The organism is Nocardia asiatica NBRC 100129 (assembly GCF_000308415.1).
In the GTDB taxonomy this organism is placed as follows: Bacteria; Actinomycetota; Actinomycetes; order Mycobacteriales; family Mycobacteriaceae; genus Nocardia; species Nocardia asiatica.
In genome coordinates, this window is the sequence record NZ_BAFS01000012.1 from 1 (window position 1) to 20,872 (window position 20,872).

General features: G+C 68.9%; 17 protein-coding genes and 1 pseudogene. 10 read left to right on the forward strand and 8 right to left on the reverse strand.

From position 1 onward, the window contains the following. From ON27_RS01475 to ON27_RS01490, 4 genes and pseudogenes are all read left to right on the forward strand, one after another. A pseudogene (locus ON27_RS01475) lies at positions 1-382 on the forward strand (acetyl-CoA C-acyltransferase); the annotation flags it as partial. 112 nt (positions 383-494) lie between these two features. Then, positions 495-2,645 carry a 3-hydroxyacyl-CoA dehydrogenase NAD-binding domain-containing protein gene (locus tag ON27_RS01480; protein WP_043718184.1) on the forward strand — a complete coding sequence of 717 codons (2,151 nt, stop codon included), beginning with the start codon at positions 495-497 and terminating at the stop codon, positions 2,643-2,645. A gap of 112 nt (positions 2,646-2,757) precedes the next feature. Further along, positions 2,758-3,855 carry an esterase-like activity of phytase family protein gene (locus ON27_RS01485; protein ID WP_051046118.1) on the forward strand — a complete coding sequence of 366 codons (1,098 nt, stop codon included), beginning with the start codon at positions 2,758-2,760 and terminating at the stop codon, positions 3,853-3,855. Positions 3,856-4,224: 369 nt separating this feature from the next. After that, positions 4,225-7,797: a serine/threonine-protein kinase gene (locus ON27_RS01490; protein ID WP_043718186.1), complete on the forward strand. Its 3,573-nt coding sequence runs from the start codon at positions 4,225-4,227 to the stop codon at positions 7,795-7,797. 10 nt (positions 7,798-7,807) lie between these two features. Here the strand turns inward: ON27_RS01490 and ON27_RS01495 are convergent, their stop codons facing one another. Continuing rightward, on the reverse strand, positions 7,808-9,124 hold the full coding sequence (locus tag ON27_RS01495) for a class I SAM-dependent methyltransferase (protein ID WP_043718188.1): 1,317 nt from the start codon (positions 9,122-9,124) through the stop codon (positions 7,808-7,810). Continuing rightward, the gene (locus ON27_RS01500) at positions 9,121-10,563 is read right to left on the reverse strand and encodes an FAD-binding oxidoreductase (protein ID WP_051046119.1); all 1,443 of its coding nucleotides are present in this window, start codon (positions 10,561-10,563) and stop codon (positions 9,121-9,123) included. Before ON27_RS01500 ends, ON27_RS01495 begins: the two co-directional genes overlap by 4 nt. Before the next feature lie 207 nt (positions 10,564-10,770). On the opposite strand from ON27_RS01500, the gene ON27_RS01505 reads away from it, so the two are divergent. Next, entirely contained in the window at positions 10,771-11,205 is a 435-nt protein-coding gene (locus tag ON27_RS01505) for an SRPBCC family protein (protein ID WP_043718190.1), read from the forward strand. A gap of 57 nt (positions 11,206-11,262) precedes the next feature. On the opposite strand, the gene ON27_RS01510 is transcribed toward ON27_RS01505, so the two are convergent. From ON27_RS01510 to ON27_RS01520, 3 genes are read right to left on the reverse strand one after another with little or no spacing between them, the layout of a single operon-like run. After that, positions 11,263-11,613, reverse strand: a complete 351-nt coding sequence (locus ON27_RS01510; RefSeq protein ID WP_043718192.1) for a VOC family protein — start codon at positions 11,611-11,613, stop codon at positions 11,263-11,265. 28 nt (positions 11,614-11,641) lie between these two features. Then, entirely contained in the window at positions 11,642-12,454 is an 813-nt protein-coding gene (locus tag ON27_RS01515) for a MerR family transcriptional regulator (protein ID WP_051046120.1), read from the reverse strand. Positions 12,455-12,503: 49 nt separating this feature from the next. Then, positions 12,504-13,130, reverse strand: a complete 627-nt coding sequence (locus ON27_RS01520) for a hypothetical protein (protein ID WP_043718223.1) — start codon at positions 13,128-13,130, stop codon at positions 12,504-12,506. Positions 13,131-13,322: 192 nt separating this feature from the next. Between ON27_RS01520 and ON27_RS01525 the strand changes: the two genes are divergently transcribed. The 3 genes from ON27_RS01525 (at position 13,323) to ON27_RS01535 (ending at position 14,959) form a co-directional block, all read left to right on the forward strand. Next, positions 13,323-13,655, forward strand: coding sequence for a YbaB/EbfC family nucleoid-associated protein (locus tag ON27_RS01525; RefSeq protein WP_063711262.1), 333 nt, complete (start codon positions 13,323-13,325; stop codon positions 13,653-13,655). 13 nt (positions 13,656-13,668) lie between these two features. Next, positions 13,669-14,277: a recombination mediator RecR gene (gene recR / locus ON27_RS01530; RefSeq protein WP_043718197.1), complete on the forward strand. Its 609-nt coding sequence runs from the start codon at positions 13,669-13,671 to the stop codon at positions 14,275-14,277. A gap of 64 nt (positions 14,278-14,341) precedes the next feature. After that, positions 14,342-14,959, forward strand: a complete 618-nt coding sequence (locus tag ON27_RS01535) for a LysE family translocator (RefSeq protein ID WP_043718200.1) — start codon at positions 14,342-14,344, stop codon at positions 14,957-14,959. A gap of 7 nt (positions 14,960-14,966) precedes the next feature. Here the strand turns inward: ON27_RS01535 and ON27_RS01540 are convergent, their stop codons facing one another. Both ON27_RS01540 and ON27_RS01545 read right to left on the reverse strand, forming a co-directional pair. Then, the gene (locus ON27_RS01540; protein ID WP_043718204.1) at positions 14,967-15,611 is read right to left on the reverse strand and encodes a hypothetical protein; all 645 of its coding nucleotides are present in this window, start codon (positions 15,609-15,611) and stop codon (positions 14,967-14,969) included. Positions 15,612-15,632: 21 nt separating this feature from the next. Then, positions 15,633-15,839 carry a hypothetical protein gene (locus tag ON27_RS01545; RefSeq protein WP_043718206.1) on the reverse strand — a complete coding sequence of 69 codons (207 nt, stop codon included), beginning with the start codon at positions 15,837-15,839 and terminating at the stop codon, positions 15,633-15,635. Between the two features lie 291 nt (positions 15,840-16,130). Here ON27_RS01545 and ON27_RS01550 point away from each other — a divergent pair, with 291 nt between their 5' ends. Together ON27_RS01550 and ON27_RS01555 are read left to right on the forward strand one after the other, a co-directional pair. Beyond that, a complete protein-coding gene (locus ON27_RS01550; RefSeq protein WP_083887324.1) occupies positions 16,131-19,127 on the forward strand; it encodes a circularly permuted type 2 ATP-grasp protein in 2,997 nt (998 codons plus the stop codon). Then, positions 19,124-20,029, forward strand: a complete 906-nt coding sequence (locus ON27_RS01555) for a transglutaminase family protein (RefSeq protein WP_043718208.1) — start codon at positions 19,124-19,126, stop codon at positions 20,027-20,029. The genes ON27_RS01550 and ON27_RS01555 overlap by 4 nt, the downstream gene beginning before the upstream one ends. A gap of 294 nt (positions 20,030-20,323) precedes the next feature. Here ON27_RS01555 and ON27_RS01560 read toward each other — a convergent pair. Then, positions 20,324-20,872 (reverse strand): type 1 glutamine amidotransferase (locus tag ON27_RS01560; RefSeq protein WP_043718212.1); only part of this gene is annotated, 549 nt, incomplete at its 5' end.

The window sequence follows — 20,872 nt, forward strand, 5'->3', positions numbered from 1 at the left end:
CTCCGGCCTGACGCCGCGTGCGCGCGTCGTCGCGACCGCCACCAGCGGCGCCGACTCCACCATCATGCTCACCGGTCCGACCCCGGCCGCCAAGAAGGTGCTGGCCAAGGCGGGTCTGACGCTCGACGAGATCGACCTGGTCGAGATCAACGAGGCGTTCGCCTCCGTGGTGCTGAAGTTCCAGAAGGATCTGAACATCCCGGACGAGAAGCTGAACGTCAACGGTGGCGCGATCGCGATGGGCCACCCGCTGGGCGCGACCGGCGCGATGATCACCGGCACCATGGTCGACGAACTGGAGCGCCGCAACGGCCGCTACGCGCTGGTCACCCTGTGCATCGGCGGCGGCATGGGCGTGGCGACCATCATCGAGCGGGTCTGACCCCAACCGACAGCTGAGATTCACGGCGGCGTGAGCGTCCGGCCCGGAAGCGGCCGCCTCGCAACCACGCAGGGCCGCGAACGCCGCTAATTCACCTAGGAGACACAGAGCTGTGAGCGAAACCAACATGATCGGTTGGGAGCAGGATTCGGACGGCATCGTCGTGCTGACGATGGACGACCCGAACCAGGGCGCCAACACGATGAACGAGCTGTACAAGAAGTCGATGACGGCCACCGTCGATCGACTGGAGGCCGAGAAGGACTCCATCACCGGTGTGGTGCTGACCTCGGCGAAGAAGACCTTCTTCGCCGGCGGCGACCTGAAGAACATGATGAAGGTCGGCCCGGACGACGCCCAGGCGCTGATGGACGAGCTCGCCGAGATCAAGAGCGCCCTGCGTCGCCTGGAGCAGCTGGGCAAGCCGGTCGTGGCCGCCATCAACGGCGCCGCGCTCGGCGGCGGCCTGGAGATCGCGCTGGCCACCCACCACCGCATCGCCGCGGACGTGCCGGGTTCGCAGATCGGTCTGCCGGAGGCCACCCTCGGCCTGCTGCCCGCGGGCGGCGGCATCATCCGCACCGTGCGCATGCTCGGCCTGCAGAACGCCCTGATGCAGGTGCTGCTACAGGGCCAGCGCAACAAGCCGGCCAAGGCCAAGGAGATCGGCCTGATCGACGAGCTCGTCGGTTCGATCGAGGAGCTGGTCCCCGCGGCCAAGGCGTGGATCAAGGCCAACCCCGAAGCCGGTGTGCAGCCCTGGGACAAGAAGGGCTTCAAGATCCCCGGCGGGACCCCGTCCTCCCCGGCCTTCGCGGCGAACCTGCCCGCGTTCCCGGCCAACCTGCGCAAGCAGATCAAGGGCGCGAACATGCCCGCGCCACGCGCCATCATGTCGGCCGCGGTCGAGGGCTCGCAGGTCGACATCGACAACGCGTCGCTGATCGAGTCGCGCTACTTCGTGAACCTGCTCACCGGCCCGGTCGCGAAGAACATGATCCAGGCGTTCTTCTTCGACCTGCAGACCATCAACAACGGTGGTTCGCGGCCGAAGGACGTGCCGAAGAAGGAGATCAAGAAGGTCGGCGTGCTCGGCGCGGGCATGATGGGCGCGGGCATCGCCTACGTCTCCGCGAAGGCCGGCTACGAGGTCGTGCTCAAGGACGTCTCGATCGAGGCGGCCGAGCGCGGCAAGAACTACTCCGAGAAGATCGAGGCCAAGGCGCTCTCGCGGGGCAAGACCACCGAGGAGAAGTCCAAGGCGCTGCTGGACCGGATCAAGCCGACCGCGGACGCGGCCGACTTCGCCGGCGTCGACTTCGTCATCGAGGCCGTCTTCGAGAACACCGAGCTCAAGCACAAGGTGTTCCAGGAGATCGAGGACATCGTCACTCCCGACGCGCTGCTGGGCTCGAACACCTCCACCCTGCCGATCACCGGTCTGGCGACCGGCGTGAAGCGCCAGGAGGACTTCATCGGCATCCACTTCTTCTCGCCGGTCGACAAGATGCCGCTGGTGGAGATCATCAAGGGTGAGAAGACCTCGGACGAGGCGCTGGCCCGGGTGTTCGACTACACCCTCGCGATCAAGAAGACCCCGATCGTCGTCAACGACAGCCGCGGCTTCTTCACCTCGCGCGTCATCGGCACCTTCGTCAACGAGGCGATCGCCATGCTCAAGGAGGGCATCGAGCCCGCCACCATCGAGCAGGCCGGTCTGCAGGCGGGCTACCCGGCCGCGCCGCTGCAGCTGTCGGACGAGCTGAACATGAAGCTCATGCAGAAGATCGCCAAGGAGACCGAGGAAGCCGCCCAGTCCGGCGACACCACCCTCGGCAGCAAGCGGCACCCGGCGCAGGACGTCATCGACTACATGGTGGCCGAGGGTCGCCCGGGCCGCCTGGAGAAGGCGGGCTTCTACGAGTACGACGAGAACGGCAAGCGCACCGGTCTGTGGCCGGGCCTGCGCGAGCACTTCAAGACCACGGCGGACTTCGGTGTGCCGCTGCAGGATCTGATCGACCGCATGCTGTTCGCGGAGGCGATCGAGACCCAGAAGTGCTTCGACGAGGGCGTGCTCACCTCCACCGCCGACGCCAACATCGGCTCGATCTTCGGCATCGGCTTCCCGGCCTGGACCGGTGGTGTGCACCAGTTCATCGTCGGTTACCCGGGTGGCCAGGAGGCCTTCGTGGAACGCGCCGACTACCTCGCCAAGAACTACGGCGAGCGCTTCGAGGTCCCGGCCTCGCTGCGCAAGTAGTCTCGCGCTGTAGCGCGACAACGAAGCCCGCCACCGCTTTTCGCGGTGGCGGGCTTCCGTCGTTCTCCGGGCCGTCACCTTGGCGTCCGTTCGGACGGATAGGTTGACAGTCGTGCGCAGACGCAGTCGTCATGTCCTGATCACCAGTTTGGCCCTCGCGCTCGCCACGGCCCCGGCGGCCGCCGCCGATCCCGTGGCGGCGCCGTCGGTGCGCTTGCTGGGTGAGCAAGTGATCGCATCGGGCCTGGACTTCCAGGGCACCACCGTGGGCGGACTCTCCGGGATCGATTACTCGGCACGAACTGATGAATTCGTGCTGATCAGCGACGATCGGTCGAGCAAGGGCCCCGCGCGCTACTACACCGCGCGCATGGCGGTCGGCGAGCGCGGAGTCGGACCGGTCACGTTCACCGGCACCCGGCCGCTGCTGACCGCTACGGGTGCCCCCTACGCTGCTATGTCGGTGGATCCGGAGGAGATCCGGGTCGACCCGTGGACCGGCGACTACTACTGGACGCAAGAAGGCGAGCGGGACGGCGCTGCGCTCGCGGACCCCTCGGTGCGGGTCACGCACCCGGACGGCTCGTACGCCGGTGAGCTGCCGATCCCGGAGAACGAGCGAACCCGCCCCGGCTCGGGCCCACGGCAGAACCAAGCGCTGGAGGCGGCGAGCTTCCTCGCCGCGGGCGCGCTGTTCGTGACCGCCACGGAAGGACCGCTGCTCCCGGACGGGCCTGCGGCGACCACGACCAGTGGCGCGCTCGCGCGGATCACCGTCCAGGCCCGATCCGGCTCCCTGCTCGCCCAGTACGCCTATCCGATGGAGCCGGTCTTCGCCGAGTCCCGCCCCGAGCCCGGCCGCGGTGGGAACGGTATCGCTTCCCTCCTCGCCGCCGATCCGCTCGATCCCACGAAAGTGCTTGTGCTGGAACGGTCCTTTTCCCCGGGGACGGCCAACAAGATCCGCGTCTACGAAGCCGATCTGAGCGCCGCGTCCAACATCCTCGACGCTCCGATCGGCGCCGCGCGGCCGGTGGCGAAACGTCTGCTGATCGACCTCGACGACTTCGGGCTCTCCGCCATCGACAACGTCGAGGGCATGACCTGGGGTCCCCGGCTGCCTTCCGGTGAACGAACCCTGGTTCTGGTCAGCGACGACAATTTCGACAGCCGCCAGGTCACCCAGGTCATCACCCTCGCCCTCGCCTAGCGCGACGGGCGGGTCTGCGGCGGACACCGCGGTCGAACAGTCACCTCGCGCTGCCCGGTTGATCAACTGCCGGAACCGCCCCTGAAATGCTGAGACGAATTGTCTCGATGAGCCGGGTGGGCGGAGTTCACGATGGGGTACCCCTGTGCGTGAACCTGGCGCGGCGGTGGTCACGAGCCCGGGCGGCAGCGCTGAGCGGCGCGAAACGCCCGAACCGCCGACACGAAGGTTCCTGTTCGGAAAGATCTCCCGCGTGCTCGCGCACCGCGCTACGTTGGAGTATGCGCAGACATATCGGACACCGCGTCCGGGGTCGGCGCGGAGTTGGTCGCCGATGTCGCCGATTCGATGTGAGTTCGAGGTGATCACATGAATCCACAGACGCGTTCGGGCCGGGTGCGTCCCGAATCTCCGGCGGCCGAATCGCATACGCAGCGCCAGGCGCCCCTCGCCATCGCCGACGAACTCGAGGCGATGGGTCTGTCGGGTGCGGTGGAGATCGGCCGGGGCGGGTTCGGGGTGGTGTATCGCTGCGTCCAGACCGCCTTGGATCGGGTGGTCGCGGTGAAGGTGCTCTCGTCGGAGATCGACCCGGAGAGCCGGGAGCGGTTCCTGCGCGAGGAACAAGCCATGGGCAGGCTGTCCGGTCATCCGAACATCGTCGACATCCTGCAGGTGGACGTGACGGCGACCGGCATGCCTCTCATCGTCATGCCGTACTGCACCCACGGGTCGCTGGAAAAGCTGATCCGCGATCAAGGCCCCTTGACTTGGGCGGACTCGCTGCGCGCCGGGGTGAAGCTGGCGGGGGCGATCGAGAGCGCGCACCGCGCCCACATCCTGCACCGGGACGTGAAACCGGCGAACGTCCTGCTCAGCGGCTACGGCGAGCCGCAGCTGACCGATTTCGGCATCGCCCGCATCCCGGGCGGGTTCCGCACCTCCAGCAGCATGATCACCGGGTCGCCCGCGTTCACCGCACCGGAGGTGCTCAAAGGCGACGAGCCGACCATCCGCTCCGACGTCTACGGGCTCGGTTCGACGTTGTTCGCCTTGCTCACCGGGCACGCCGCCTTCGAGCGGCAAGCGGGTGAACGGGTGGTCGCGCAATTCCTGCGGATCACCACGCAGCCGGTGCCCGACCTGCGCGAACAGGACATTCCGCCGGATGTGGCCACGGTCATCGAACAGGCCATGTCGCCGAGCCCGCGAGATCGCCCGGCCAGCGCCTACGAGTTCGGCGAGATGCTGCGCGCGGTGCAGCGCGGCCACGATCAGTTGCCGGACGAGATGGCGCTGCTGGACACCGAGTCCGAGGCGACGACCTCGACCGCCGTCGGCGAGCCGACCCTCGCGTGGACCGGCTCCCGTCCCGCCGTCACGGCGCGGCGCAGCTGGCCGTTGACGCTGCGGCCCGTCGTCTCGCAGCATTCGTCCACGATGACGCCGCCGCCGACGGCCGTGACCAAATTCCGTCCCCCGACGCCCACTCGGCAGCCGATACCGCGGCCACGGCTGCTGGAGACCCTGCGCGGCGGTGGGCGGCGCAGGCTGGCGGTGATCCACGCTCCTGCGGGATTCGGCAAGAGCACGCTGGCCGCGCAGTGGCGTGCCGAGCTCGCCGAAGGCGACGCCGTAATCGCCTGGCTCGGCGTCGACCGTGACGACGACAACGAGATCTGGTTCCTGGCCCACCTGATCCAGGCGATCCGCCGGGTGCACCCGGACGTCGGCGACGGTCTGGACCAGGTGCTGGAGGAACGGCCCGCCGATGCCGCCGCGTTCGTGATCCCCACCCTCATCGACGAGATCCACGCCGCGGGCAAGACGGTCGTGGTGATCGTCGAGGACTGGCATCGCATCACCGACGCGGGCGCGCATCGCGCGATGGAAGCTCTGCTGGACAACGGTTGCCACCACTTGCGTTTCGTCGTGACCAGCCGGGAGCAGTCCGGCCTGCCGACGAGCCGGATGCGCGTGCACGACGAACTGGTGGAGATCGGCTCGGCCGCGTTGCGCCTGACCGAGGCGGAAACCCGGCAGATCCTGGTGGAGCGCAACGGATTCGATCTCACCCCCGAGCAGGTGACCGAGATCCACACCGCCACCGACGGCTGGCCCGCCGCCATCCAGCTGGTCGGGCTGTCGCTGCGCGGCAACGCCGACCCCGCGCAGCTGATCGCCACGCTGTCGGAGGGCAACCACGGCATCCGCGAATACCTCGCCGAGAACGTGCTGGACACGCTGGAACCGAGGATACTCGAGTTCCTGATGTCGATCGCGGTGACCGAGCGGGTGTGCGGCTCGCTCGCCGCGGCGCTGTCCGGGGAGTCGGACGCCGAACAGTTGCTCGAGCAGGCGGAGCAGCGTGAGCTGTTCCTCCGGCGCATCGAGCACGACCCGGAGTGGTTCCGGATGCAGCCGCTGTTCGCCGAGCACTTGCGGACCCGGCTCGAGCGCGTCCATCCGGGGAAGCTGAAGTCGCTGCACCGCAAGGCTTCGCGCTGGTATGCCGAGCATCAGTTGCTGCGCAAGTCGGTCGACCACGCGCTGGCCGCGACCGATCTGAAGATGGCGTTGGACCTGCTCGAGAGCGGCGGGATGGACCTGATCGACGGTTCCCGGCTGGCCACCCTGCTGGGCAGCGTGTCGAAATTGCCGATGCAGCAGGTGGCCTCGCGCTCGAAGCTGCTGATGGCGGTGGCCAGGGCGAACGTCAACCTGCAGCAGTCCGGCGCGGCGCGCAACGCGCTGGGCAGGCTGTCCAACGTTCTGGCTCGCGGCTCGTCCGGCGACGACGACGTGCGCGTGCAGCGCTGCCAGGCGGCGGTGCTCGCGGCCCTGGACCAGATCGCGCGCGACCGCACCGAGGGCGCGGCGGCCCGAGTCGCCGACTGCCTGCGCCAGCCCGACGACCTACCCGCGTGGACGGTCTCCACCGCGGCGAATCTGACCAGCTTCGTGCGCCTGTGCGAGTTCGACTTCGAGGGCGCCAGGAAGATACAGGAATGGGCGGAGGAATATCACGAGCGCTCCAAGGACCCGCTCGGCTTGGTCTTCGGCCGCTGCGGCCGGGGCGCGGCCGCCTATGAGCAGCTCGACGTCGCCACCGCCACCCGTAGCTTCCAGCAGGCGTGGGAGTCCGCGCGCGAGCGCTCGGGCCCGCGCTCGCACGCGGTGCGGGTGGCCGCCGCACTGCTCGGCGAGATGAACTACCGCCGTGGCGATCTGGATGCCGCCGACCGGTTGCTGGACGAGAGTCACCAGTTGGTCACCCGGATCGGCCCGGTCGACTTCCTGATCTCCACCTTCGTCGTCGGCGCCCGCGTCAAGGCGGTTCGCGGCGACCTGTACACCGCCGCCACCCGGCTGGAGGAGGGCGCGCGCATCGCGGCCGACAACCGGCTGGCCCGGCTGGCCGCGCACATCCGGGCGGAACGGCTGCGCCTCGGCATGCCGACGGAGGCCGCGGATCGCCGGTATACCGATCTGAGCGAATCCACGCCGCTGCAGGCCGGGCATCGGTTGACCGGCGCCGCCCTGCTCACCGCCGAGGCCGAGGAACTCGCCGCGATCCGCGCGCTGCTCGCCGAACGCCGGCTCGGCTCCGACGACCGAGCGGTGCGGCGCGCCCGCGCCCTACACGACCACACCCGGGAAAAGCACCGCCCGCGCGCGCAGCTGGACGCGGCGCTGCTGCTCGCGGAATGCCTGGCCGCGGCAGGCTGGGTCGGCGAGGCGACCAACCTGCTGCTGCCCTCCCTGGCGACCTGCGCCGACCTCGGCTGGACCAGGCCGCTGCTGGACGCGGGTCCCGGCGTGGTCGGCATCCTGCGGGTGCTGCGCGCCGACCTGCCCGCTCCAGCGCAGGTCGGCGACACCGAACTGCCCGCCCGGTTCCTGGACGAACTCCTGGACGGGGCGGGCGGGCAGGTCTTCTGAGGCGATCCGCCTACGGCTGCCACCAGGGGCGCAGCGGCACGGTCCAGGCGCCGTCGGCAGGCAGTTTGACGCCGAGCACCTGGTGCAGCTGAACCACGTTGCGCTGGAAGCCGAGGCGGCACCCCGCCATGTACAGGCCCCACACCTTCGCGGTGCCCTCGCCGACCTCCGCGACGCAGGCGTCCCAGTTGGCGACCAGGTTCTTGCACCATTCGTGCAGGGTCAGGGCGTAGTGCTCGCGCAGGTTCTCCTCGTGCAGCACCTCGAGCCCGATGTTCTGGATCTCGGAGATGATCCGGCCGGAACCGATCAACTCACCGTCCGGGAACACGTAGCGGTCGATGAAATCGCCCGCCTTGGTGGTGCGGGTGTTGTCGGGGCGGGTGATGCAGTGATTCAGGAACAGGCCGCCGTCGCGCAGCTTGCCTTTGATGTAGTCGAAATAGAACGGATAGTTGTGCACCCCGATGTGTTCGGTGAGCCCGATCGAGGACACCGCGTCGAACTCGCCCTCGGGCACGTCGCGATAGTCGGAATGGCGCACCTCGGCCAACTCGGCCAGGCCTTCCTCGGCGATCTTCTTCTGCGCCCAGTCCGCCTGCTCCGCCGAAAGCGTCGCGCCGATCACCTTGACCCCGCGCTTGGCCGCATAGCGCACCATGCCGCCCCATCCGCAGCCGATGTCGAGTAGCCGGTCGCCTTCCTTCAGACCCAGTTTTTCGAACACCAGCCGGTATTTGTTCTCCTGGGCCTGCTCCAGCGACCAGTTCCGGTCGCCGTAAGCCGCGCAGGTGTAGGTCATCGATGGGCCGAGGACGTACTCGTAGAAGGCGTTCGAGACGTCGTAGTGATGATGGATGGCCTCGGCGTCGCGCGTCTTGGAGTGGCGCAGGCCCTCGAAGGCGATGCGCCGCCAGCGCGGCAGGGTCTCCTGCGGCGGCGGGGCGACCGGCTTGAGCCGCTCCCAGCCGAGCGAGCGTGCGATGGTCACCAGTGCCAGCGCGGACGGACGGCGGAACTTCAGCCCGTCCAGCGCCTTCAGGATTTCGTAGGGATCGCCCGGGTGCACGCCGGTGACGGTCATGTCACCGGCGATGTAGGCGCGGGCCATGCCCAGATCGCCGGGGGCGGTCGCGAGATAGTTGATGCCGCGCGGCGTCCGGATGTCCAGCGCGAACTTCGAATCCTCCGGCCCGGTCGCGCTGCCGTCATAGGCCGTCAACCGGATCGGCACTTCGCCCTCGACGAGGGTCTCGAAGATCTCGGCAATGCTGAGCTTGGTTCCGAGGTCCGCGAAGACATCGGAGCGGTCCTTGAATGTCGTCATTTGCGTTGCACCGCCTTCGAATACAAATCCAGCAGGCGCTGGTTCGGGTCGTAGCGTTTCTTGAGTTCGGTGTAGCTGTTTCCGCCGTAGAGCGCCGCGAACTCATCCTTGCCGTAGAAGGAATCCGAGTACAGCGACTTATGACCGTCGAAGTCGGTCACCGTGCGTTCGATGGCGCGGTTGGCCGCGCCTTCTTGCTGCCCGGGAACAGTGGGCACGGCCGACCAGAATCCGACATTGACGTAGGTTCGGTCCGGCTCCAGGGGGTACAGCGGCCAAGGGCGTTCGGCCGGGCGGGCCGCCTCGCCGGTGTCGCGCAAACGTAGCGGGCACAGCCAGATCGGCTCGATGGGGATCTCGCGCAGGAACCATTCCACGAAGTCGGCGGTACGGTCCACCGGCACCTCGATGTCCTGCACGACCCGCTCCCGTGGCGGATTGCCCTTGCGGGCCTCCAGTTTGTCGCCGATGTCGTATTTGTGGTCCAGCGCCACGAGTTTCCAATAGAAACTGCTGCGCCGATAGCGTTTCGGCCAGAATCGGCGGATCTTCGGATTCTGCGCGCCGAACGCGCGGGAGCACCAGAACCAGTCGGTGTCCCAGCGCCACAGGTAGTCGTGGATGGTCAGGCGGTCGCGCTTGGGCTCGCCGCCGTCGTGCTGGATGGACCGGTAGTAGATGTCCATCCCGGTGTAGTCGCTGACCGGGCCCGGCTCGTCGGTCCGGCGGCCCAGTGTCAGATAGCTCTCCGCGGCGGAGAACACCACGCCGTCGAGGTAGTCGACCGGCTCGCCCGCATAGGTGCGATCCTTGACGATCGCGGCGAGGGTCTCCTCCAGCTCCCGCAAATCGCGAAACCGCACGTGTCGCAGAGCGACGTACGGCTGGATCTCCTCCAGCTCGATCTTCAGCCGGACGGTGTAGCCCAGCGTGCCGTAGGAGTTCGGGAAACCCCGGAACAGGTCGGCGTACTCGTTGTCCGGCGTCACGGTGAGTATCTCGCCCGCGCCGGTCAGCACGTCCATCTCCAGCACGGACTCGTGCGGCAGGCCGTTGCGGAACGAGGTGGACTCGATGCCGAGACCGGTGACCGCGCCGCCCAGCGTGATCGTCTTGAGCTGCGGAACGACCAGCGGCGCCAGCCCGTACGGGAGGGTGGCGGCCACCAGCTCCTCGTAGGTGGTCATCCCGGCGACGTCGGCCGTCTTGGCGACCGGGTCGACCGCGATGACCCGGGTCAGTCCGGAGACGTCGAGGCCGGGCGCGGTGCTCGCGGCCCTGGCGCGGAAAAGATTCGAGGTTTTCTTCGCCAAGCGGACATTGGCGTGCTCGGGTATGGCGCGGTAACTCGCCAATAGGCGGTCCACGCCCGCTCGATGCGCGGCAAATCCTGATTCGCGTGCGGCCGGTGCGTGTCCGGCCTTCCCCAACAGACTCACTGCCACCCCTCGACGCTAGTACGGACGATACGGCGCGGCCACCGCGAGGGCGCGCTGGTGGAGAAATGTCACGCATATGTTGCGAAATGGAATACCGAATTGTCTGGAGTAGTTCGCCACACGCCCGTGCCCTCCGCGCTTTCCCGCGGCGCGGACAGGGCAGGATGGAGATCCGTCGAGACACCGCATCCGGACAAGGAGCACATAGTGGGACAGGTCAGCGCCAGCAGTTCGATCGACGTGACGGCGGATCCGCAGCGCACGCTGCAGGCCATCGCCGACTACGACACCGTGCGCCCGCGCATTCTCACCTCGCATTACCGCGACTACAAGGTGGTCGAAGGGGGCAAGGGCGCGGGCACCGTCGCGGAGTGGACGTTGCAGGCGACCGAGAAGCGCTCGCGTAACGTGCACGCGGTCGTTTCGGTATCGGATTCCATTGTCACCGAGCGCGACTCGAATTCGACGCTGGTGAACACCTGGACCGTCACCCCGGAGGGCGCGGGCGCGCGGGTCACGCTGCGCACCACCTGGAAGGGCGCGGGCGGGGTCAAGGGCATCTTCGAGGGCATCTTCGCGCCGCTGGGCCTGAAGAAGATCCAGGCGGAGATGCTCGCGAACCTGCAGCGCGAGCTGGCCTGATCGGGCGACCGCGGCGACGGCCCGAGCCGTCGCCGCGGTCGAGTTCCGGTGCGCGGCCTACTCGGCCGCGATGTCGAAGAGGTTGCCTTCCGGGTCGGCCAGCGTCGTCCAGCGCGTGCCCCATTCGTCGAAGTCGCCGACGTGCTTCGCACCGAGATCGATCGCGCGTCCGACCTGCTCGTCGCGGTCGGACGCGTGCAGGTCCAAGTGGATGACGTTCTTGCCCGGGTTCTTGTCGTGCACCCGGATGAACATCAGCACCGGCGCGGCGCCCGCGTCACGGCCGACGGTGGCGAACTCCCGGCTCGGCTCGGGGTCGACCGGCGTCTCCAGCAGCCGCGACCAGAAATCGGCGAGAGCGCTCGCATTCTCGCAATCAATGGTGACGTGGGCGATCGAGAGCGTCATGGATATTCTCCTTGTTCACGGGGGGTGTTCACGGCTGGGCGATAGGCCAGCACACTTCGGTCCGGTAGGCGGCGGGATCGTCGGACTCGTCCGGACCCAGCAGGTACAGCTCGCGGATCGGCTCCGGCAGCGCGATGTCGTGTTCGGCGACATGACTGCCCAGTGCGCCGTAGGTGCGGTCGAAATCGTCGAACGGGCCGTCGTGCACGGTGACGGCGAACCGGCGCGCGGGCAGTTCGACGACGGAAAGCTCTGCGGGCAAAACGATGCCGGCGTCGGCGACCGGAACGAACGCGACCACCTCGCCCTGGTCCTCTTCGAAGAAGTCGGTGCCGTAGGTGGCGCCGCCGACACCCGCGGGCGCGACGCCCGCCGCGCCGAGGGCCTCGTACAGCATCCGGAACGCCGTCCCGCACCACTCGCCGATGTGCTCGCGCGCCACCACCGCCCGCAGCGCCGCGGCCGGGAACGCCGCGACCACGCGGTACTCCACGGTGATCGGGGCCGAGGGCGTCAGCAGTGAACGCAACGACGCCACGACCGCGCGGGTGCGGATCAGCTCCGCCTCCATGCGCTCCAGATGCGCGCGCAGCGCGGCGTCGCGGGCGCCGTCGTCCGGCGCGGTCAGCACGGCGCGGATCTCCTGGACCGGCATGTCCAGTTCGCGCAGCCGCCGGATCAATTGGGCCTGCGCCACCTGCGCCGTCGAGTACCGCCGATAGCCGGAATTCGCGTCGATGTCGACCGGAGCGAGCAGGTCGATCTCGTGGTAGTAGCGCAGCGTCTTCACGCTGAGATGGCTCAGCCTGGAGAACTCCCCGATGGGGACGATCGCTGTCATGGCACCAGCCAACACCCTCCAGCGACGGGAGGGTCAACGACCGCCGGGTTCAGCCGAGAGCGAAGGTCAGCAGCAGGGTGGTCTGGAACGCGCCGCGCCACCAGGAGTAGCCGAACCAGACACCCGGGGTGACCTCGCGGATCTCGTCGTAGACCGGCGGCGTCGGGGAGGGGGTGTAGTCGAGTGCCCAGGCCGGCTGTCCGTCGGTCAGCGCGGGCGCCGCGTAGACGTCGGCGCGCCAGCCCTCGATACCCGCGCCGGTGAGACGGTTCATCAGGTAGCCGCCGTCGGGGCCGGTGTAGAAGGTCTTGCCGATCCACAGCGGGGGCGCGATGGTCTGCATGACCGGCGGGCGCGTCACCCAGCCCGCTTTCACGCCGGTCGGAACGGCGCCCAGCGGCGCGTCGCGGAAGATGGCGTCCTGCTGTTCGGCCGAGCAGCGGAATCGCAGCGAATCGATGGTCGCGGCCTTGTCACCCGGATAGAGGACGCAGCCGCTGCCGTAATCGGCGAAGGCCGGCGTGGGCTCGACATCGATGACCTCTTGCGCATCGATCACTTCCGGCGAGTCGATGATCTCCGTGTCCGCGGACACCGGACCGGCGCCGAGAAGAATGCCCGGGACGCCGAGCGCGAGCACCAGCGTGCTCAGGAAACGTGCACGAACTGCGATCATCATTGTCTCCAGATTTGCACACCGGTCTTCGAACCGGTGTCGATGGTAAGGGGCGCATGCCCGATCTCCACCGGAACTACCCAACCTGTTATCAGCCATGCGCCGTGGGCGCCGGAGCGTCGGGCCGCGCCGGAAGCCCGGTGCGGCAGGACTAGGCTGGCCGATGACACCTTCTCCAGAGAGGATCCTCCCGTGCAGCCAGGTGGTCAGTTCGACATGCAACAGTTGCTCGCCCAGGCGCAGCAGATGCAGCAGGCGGTGATGGAAGCCCAGGCCGATATCGCGGCGACCGAAGTGGACGGCGCGGCGGGTGGCGGGCTGGTCAAGGTCACCATCAAGGCCAGCGGCGAGGTGGTCTCGCTGACCATCGACCCGAAGGCCGTCGACCCCGACGACGTCGAGACCCTGCAGGATCTGGTGATCGGCGCGGTCAACGACGCGATGGCCAACGCCCAGCGCATCGCCGCGGAACGGCTCGGACCGCTGTCCGGTGGCCTCGGCGGCGGTTCGCTGCCAGGTTTCTGAGCCGAGGCAGCAGTTGTACGAGGGGCCGGTCCAGGATCTGATCGATGAGCTGGGCAAGCTGCCCGGCGTCGGTCCGAAGAGCGCGCAGCGCATCGCCTTCCACCTGCTCCAGGTGGAGCCGCCGGAGATCGATCGGTTGCAGGCCGCGCTGCAGAAGGTTCGCGACGGTGTGCAGTTCTGCGTCACCTGCGGGACGGTCTCCGACGGTGAGATGTGCCGGATCTGCGCCGACCCGCGCCGGGACCGGAGCATGATCTGCGTCGTCGAGGAGCCGAAGGACGTGCAGGCCATCGAGCGCACCAGGGAGTTCCGCGGTCGCTATCACGTGCTCGGCGGCGCGCTCGATCCGCTCAGCGGCATCGGCCCCGACCAGCTGCGGATCCGGGAATTGCTGGCGCGCATCGGAAACCAGGAGGACGGCGTCGACGTCAGCGAGGTGATCATCGCGACCGACCCGAACACCGAAGGCGAAGCCACCGCCACCTACCTGGTCCGGATGCTGCGCGACTTCCCCGGCCTGAGCGTGACCAGACTGGCTTCGGGCTTGCCGATGGGCGGTGACCTCGAGTTCGCCGACGAGCTGACCCTCGGCCGCGCGCTGTCCGGACGGCGCGCGCTCTAGCCTCGGGAAACCCCTCCCCGCGAACGGGATCGCGCCGCGCCGGACCTGGGTTACCGTGTCGGGGATGAGCATCGAATTCGCGCTGACGACGCTCGTCATCGTCGCGACCCCCGGCACCGGTGTGCTGTTCACGCTGGCCGCCGGGCTGTCTCGCGGCGCGCGGGCCGCGGTGACCGCCGCTTTCGGCTGTACGCTCGGCACCGTCCCGCACCTCGTGGCGGCGATCACTGGTCTGGCCGCGCTGCTCGATGCGAGCGCGGTCGCGTTCCAGACGCTGAAGTATCTCGGCGTCGCCTACCTGGTGTATATGGCCTGGAGTACTTTCCGAGACAAGGGTGCGCTCGCGGTGCCCGAGCAGACCGGGCATACCGCGCCCTCGGTGCGGAAGGTGATCGCCTCGGCGGTACTGCTGAACCTCCTCAATCCCAAGCTGACCATCTTCTTCTTCGCGTTCCTACCGCAGTTCGTGCCCAGTGGCGCGCCGGACGCGCTGGCGCGCATGCTCGAACTGAGCGGCATCTTCATGCTGGCGACGTTCGTGGTGTTCGCGGTCTACGGCGTCTGTGCGGCCGCCGTCCGCAACCAGGTCGTCTCCCGGCCCGCCGTCGTCACCTGGACGCGCCGGGTTTTCGGCGCCTCGTTCCTCGCGCTGGCGGGCCGGTTGGCCGTGCAGAACCAGTGACCGGGAATCAGAGGTCGACGCGGGACCAGGGGAGGCCGGGGAAACGGGTGCGGTCGTCGTTGGCCCAGTCCCAGATGAGCGCGGCCACCGTGGCGGCGTCGGGAACGGCGGTGCCGAAGTGCTCGGCGGGGGAGCCGTCCCGATATTCGAGCGTGTAACCGCCGGAGTTCTCCCGGTAGGTCTGGATATAGAACTGCTCACCGCGCTCGACGACCAGGTACGGGTTGGGCGTGCTCAACTCCGGAATCCATTGATGGATGAGCGCTTCGGTCAGGTAGGGGAACTCGCCCGCGCCGCCGTGCGTGACGGTGGCCCGCACGTGCCCGGCCGGATCGATCAACCAGGCCAGCTGCGGATCGTAGACGGCGTAGTTCAGCGGCGTCGCGAGTTCGAACAGCAGGTGGCGCACGAAGCCGATCGCGTCGTAGGGGCACGATACGTACAGCGCCGCGCCGGTGGCGGCGCCGCCCACCGGCACGGTGCTGAGAAAGTTGTCCTCTTCGGGCAACTCCGCGTTGCGTCTGTTCAGTTCGGCCGCGATCGCGGCTACCGTCTCCGACTCGGGGACGCCCTGCTGGGTGCTCAGGTAGGCGTCGACCTCCGCGATCGACGACGCGACACCGGACGGCAGCAACACGTGGTCATAGCTCACCGGGCCAGGGTACGGAACCGTTCAGGCGCGTCGGCGGACCGTGTCGTCGTCGGTGCACCGGCAGCCGCCCGCGAGATCCCGGCAATCGAGGACGAAAGCGTGCCGGGCATGGGCGAGATCGAGGCAGTGCTCGTCGGTGCATTCGGCCATCCGGCTCGCGTGCACGATCAGCGTTCCGTGGCAGTGGTCGAATGCCGATTCGCAGGATGAACAAACTGGTGTACGCATATGACCTCCTGGAGAGATCGTTGTCGTCATTCGGTGATACCACCGCCGCGGCGGGTGCGGTGGGATCCCGGCCCGTGTGTCGCCTGTTTTCGGCGCTTTGGCAATCTCACAGCAATCAGTGGTCGCTGCTGCGGAGACACTGCCGGATCGACCGAATTGAGCCCGGCTACGTGCGAAAATGTCCGCACAGCCCACCGCTGGATGCGTCGGGCGCGAGCGATCGCCATGGCTTGGGAAATCCTCGGCGATCGGTGGGCACGGATGCGGCGGAAGTGAGGTCGGCCGGTGACGTTGCGCGACGAGCCGCGGGAGACCGCGACCGGAACGACCGTGCGCGAGCACTTCACGCGGTACCGCGCGGAGGGCGCCGAGACCGCCGCGTATGACGAATGCGGTAAGCCGGTTCCGGGTTACCACGACGAACTGGTCGACGCCGACGGCAACGTGCGCCGGGTCTGGTCGGAGCTGTCCGCCGACTTCGCCGAACTCGGCGCGAACGGCCTCGGCAAGCTGGACAGCCGGGTGCGCAGGCTGATCGACGACGACGGCATCAGCTATCTCGAGGCGGGCGCGTCGGCCGACGCCGCCGCGCCGTCGCCGTGGCGTCTCGATCCGATTCCCCTGCTGGTGGCCGCCGACGATTGGATCCGGCTGGAAGCGGGGCTGGAACAGCGCTCCCGCGTGCTCGACGAGCTGCTCACCGATGTCTACGGCCCACGCAGGACGGTCGGCTCGGGGTTGCTCGCACCGGAGGCGGTGTTCGGCCATCGCGGCTACGTCCGGGCCGCCCACGGCATCACCGTGCCGGGGCGGCATCAGCTCTTCCTGCACGCCTGCGACCTCAGCCGCTGGAGCGACGGGCGGTTCCGGGTGCTCGCGGACTGGGCGCAGGCGCCGTCCGGGGCCGGATACGCGCTGGCGGATCGCCGGGTGGTGTCGACCGCGATCCCGGAGTCGTTCGAGCACGCCAATCCTCGCCCGCTGACGCCCTTCGCCAGGGCCATGCGCTCGATGCTGATCGAATCGGCGCAGGCCGACGACGACGAGCCGGTGGTCGTGGTGCTCAGCCCCGGCGTGCACTCCGAGACGGCTTTCGATCAGGCGTATCTCGCCTCCGTTCTGGGTTTTCCCCTGGTGGAGAGCGCGGACCTGGTGGTGCGGGACGGTGCGCTGTGGATGCGGTCGCTCGGCACGCTGAAACGGGTGGACGTGGTGCTGCGCCGGGTGGACGCGGAGTTCTCCGATCCGCTGGACCTGCGGCCGGATTCGCGGCTGGGCGTGGTCGGACTGGTCGAGGTGCTGCGGCGCGGGGCGGTGACGGTGGTGAACACGCTCGGCAGCGGATTGCTGGAGAATCCCGCGCTTGCGGGTTTCCTGCCAGGTCTTTCGCGTGCGCTGCTCGGCGAGGACCTGCTGCTGGAGAGTGCGCCGTCGTATTGGGGCGGGCACGACTCGGAGCGAGACCATCTCATAGCGCATCTGGACGAGCTGGTACTCCGCTCGGCGGTCGACGGGGCCACGCTGTTCGGCCCCGAGCTGAGCCAGGCGCAGCGCGACGAGCTGAAGGCCAGGATCGGGGCGCACGGATGGCAGTGGGTCGGCCAGCAACCGGCGCAGTTCTCCGTCGCGCCCGCCGTTCGTGATCACGACGGGCTCGCCGCCGCTCCGGTCGGCATGCGGTTGTTCTCGCTGGCCCATCGCCGCGGCTACACCGTGATGTCCGGTGGGCTCGGCCAGCTGCGGCAGCGCACGACCGAACGCGCCGCGATCAAGGTTGCCGCCAAGGACATCTGGGTGCGGGCAGCGCCGCAGGCCGCTGCCGCGACCAGCACCGAGCCGCCGCGCGTGGAACGGCGCACCGCCCCGATCGTGGCAGCCGTCAGCTCCCCGCGCGTGCTCAACGACCTGTTCTGGATGGGCCGCTACGGCGAGCGCGCCGAGGACACGGCTCGCCTGCTGATCGCCACCCACGAGTGCTACCAGGAGTTCCGCTATCGCCCTTGGCTGGAGGGCGCGCAGGCGTTGCCGGTCCTCATGGCGGCGCTCGGCCGGACCACCGCCACCGCCGCGCCTTCCGAGGGACCGGCCGGTCCCCAGGCGCACGCCTTCGCGCCGCAACAGAGTTCGTCCGATCGCGGCCTGCCTGCGCCCTCGGCCGACGCGCAGGTCGCGCAGTACGGCGACGATCGAGCGCACTCGGCGGCCGGGTCGTTCGGATACGCGGACCGCGAGCCGGGGGCCGTTCCGGCGCTACCGGGCGCCGACGGCTCAGCGGAAGAGACGGCACAGCCGTCGTCTGCCGCCGGGAGTTCCGCCGCGCAGCCGCCCGAAGCGAGAGGACGGCGGGAGAGCGATCGAGAGCAGTCCGAGTATCGTTCCGGCGCGGCCAGAGCCGAAGCCGTGGCCGGCGCCGGCGCGGGACCACCCCCTATGGCTGGTGTGGAGGCCGTCGCCGAACGAGCGGGTAGCGACGCGCCGACCGGTGCGTCCCGCGAAGGACACGACTATCTCGTCGCTCTGACGATCGACCGTGACCTGCCCGGATCGCTGGCCTTCGCGATCGATCGGTACGGCAATGCCGCGCGGGCCGTGCGCGACCAGCTGTCCACGGACACCTGGATGATCCTCGGCGCCGTGGACCGGGCGCTGGCCGGCTATCCGGGTGCGGTGGACGATCACGAGGCGGAGTTGTCGGACGTGCACTCACGGACCCTGGCCGGACTGCTCGCACTGTCCGGGATCGACGGGGAATCGCTGATCCGCGACACCGGGTGGTACGTCAGGGACATCGGCAAGCGGATCGAGCGCGGGCTGGCCCTGACCGCGTTGCTGTCGGCCGCGCTGACCCAGCAGTACCCGGAGGACACCGAGCGGGCAGTCACCGATCGGGTGCTGCGCGCCACCGAGTCCTCGGTGAGTTACCGTCGGCGGCACCGGGATTCGGTGCGGATCTCGAACGTCGCCGAACTCCTGCTGTTCGACACCGCCAATCCGCGATCGCTGGCCTATCAGCTGGATCGGCTGCACGCCGATTTCCACGCGCTGCCCGGCTCCTCCGGCTCGTCGCGTCCACAGCGGCTGCTCGCGGACGCGCGACGCATGCTGCGCCGCCTCGACCCCGACGACCTGGAGTTCACCGACGCGGAAGACCGGCGCACCGAACTGGCCGACTTGCTGGAGGGTGTGCACTTGCGTCTGCGCAAGGTCTCCGAATCCTTCGAGACCACGACGCTGTCGCTCCCGGTCGGCATGCAGCCGCTGTGGGGCAGCGCGCGGGTGGTCGAATGAGCGCCCCGGACAGCCCGGCCCGGCGCTACCGGGTGGAGCATCGCACCAAGTACGCCTACTCCGGAGAAGTCACCAGTTCGTACGGGCGCGCGTACCTGACACCGCGCGAATTTTCGGGTCAACGACTGCTCGCCCACGAGATCCGCATCGACCCCGCGCCGTCGGACCGGTCGGTCGGCGCGGACGTCTACGGCAACATCACCTCCTACTTCCACGTCACCACCGAGCATCGCGCTCTGACGGTCGTCGGTGAATCGCTGGTCGAGGTCGACGCCCCCATCCGTGATCCGGCCGCCGAACCATGGGAGAAAGCGCGCCCGACCGGGGCGAACGGGCCGTTCGCGGTCGAGTTCGCACTCGACATGCACCCGGCGGAGATCACTCCGGAACTGGTCGCGTACACGGCCGAATCCTTCCCGCCGGGCCGGCCGCTGCTCGACGCGGTGGCCGAACTCGACACCCGCATCTACACCGACTTCGCCTATCGGTCCGGCGCCACGACGGTGTCCACCCGGGTGGCCGACGTGTTCGCGGCCAGGGCCGGCGTCTGTCAGGACTTCGCGCGTCTCGCCGTCGCCTGCCTGCGATCGCAGGGCCTCGCCGCCCGGTACGTGTCCGGCTATCTGGCCACCGATCCGCCGCCGGGCAAGGAACGGATGGTCGGCGCCGATGCCACGCACGCCTGGGCGGCTGTGTGGACGCCCGCCGTGCCAGGTCACGACCGCGCGGGCCACTGGATCGACCTCGACCCCACCAACGACCAGTTCGGCGACGAGCGATACATCACCGCCGCATGGGGCCGCGACTACGCCGACGTCCCCCCGCTGCGCGGCATCATCTACACCGACGCGAAAGACAGCGCCATCACCGTCTCCGTCGACGTCACCCAGGTCGACGCCTGATCCGCAGCAGTCCAGAGCGTGCCGAACACGGCAGCGGTCCTCGGATCGTGCCGGACGCGACTCTGCGCAGCGGCCGAAAAAGCGCAGGCCCGTGCGCCGCTTCGGCCGTCGCTTCGCAAGCGGCCGCCAGGTGCCCGGAGCGAGCGGGGGTGCGGCGGTTGACGAACGTGTGTGGGACCGCTGCCGCGTGTTCGCCCGGCGCGTACTCGGCGGGTGTTCCGCTCCGGCGATACGGTGGTTGACGAACGCGTATGGCACCGCGGCCGCGTGCTCGCCCGGCGCGTGCTCGGCGGCTCAGGCGCGCAGACGTTCCCGGCGCAGCTGGTCGACCTCGGGCAGCTCGAGGGGGGCCAGTTCGGTGACGCCGAGGGCGCGCTTCAGCAGCAGGTCGGCGAGTTCGGGGTTGCGCGCCAGCGCCGGACCGTGCATGTAGGTGCCGATCACCGAACCCTGGACGACGCCTTCGAGTCCGTCGCCGACGCCGTTGCCGACGCCACGGGTGACGCGGGCCAGGCCGTGCGCCGCACCGCCGAGTTTGGTTCCGCCCCGGTGGTTCTCGAAGCCGGTGAGCGCCGCGGTGAGCCCGTCGAGCAGCGGTGCGGTGGTCACCTCGCCGATGGCGCGCTTGTGCTGCGGCGACGTGGTGACGTCGATCATTCCCACACCGTCCACCCGCTCGCCCGCCGAAGTCTCGTACCACTGGCCGAGCACCTGGATGGCCGCGCAGATCGCCAGCACCGGAGCGCCTTTCGCGGCGGCGCGCTGCAAGCCGGGGTAACGCTGCAGATGGCGGGTGGCAAGCCGCTGGGCGGAGTCCTCCGCGCCACCGAGGGTGTAGATGTC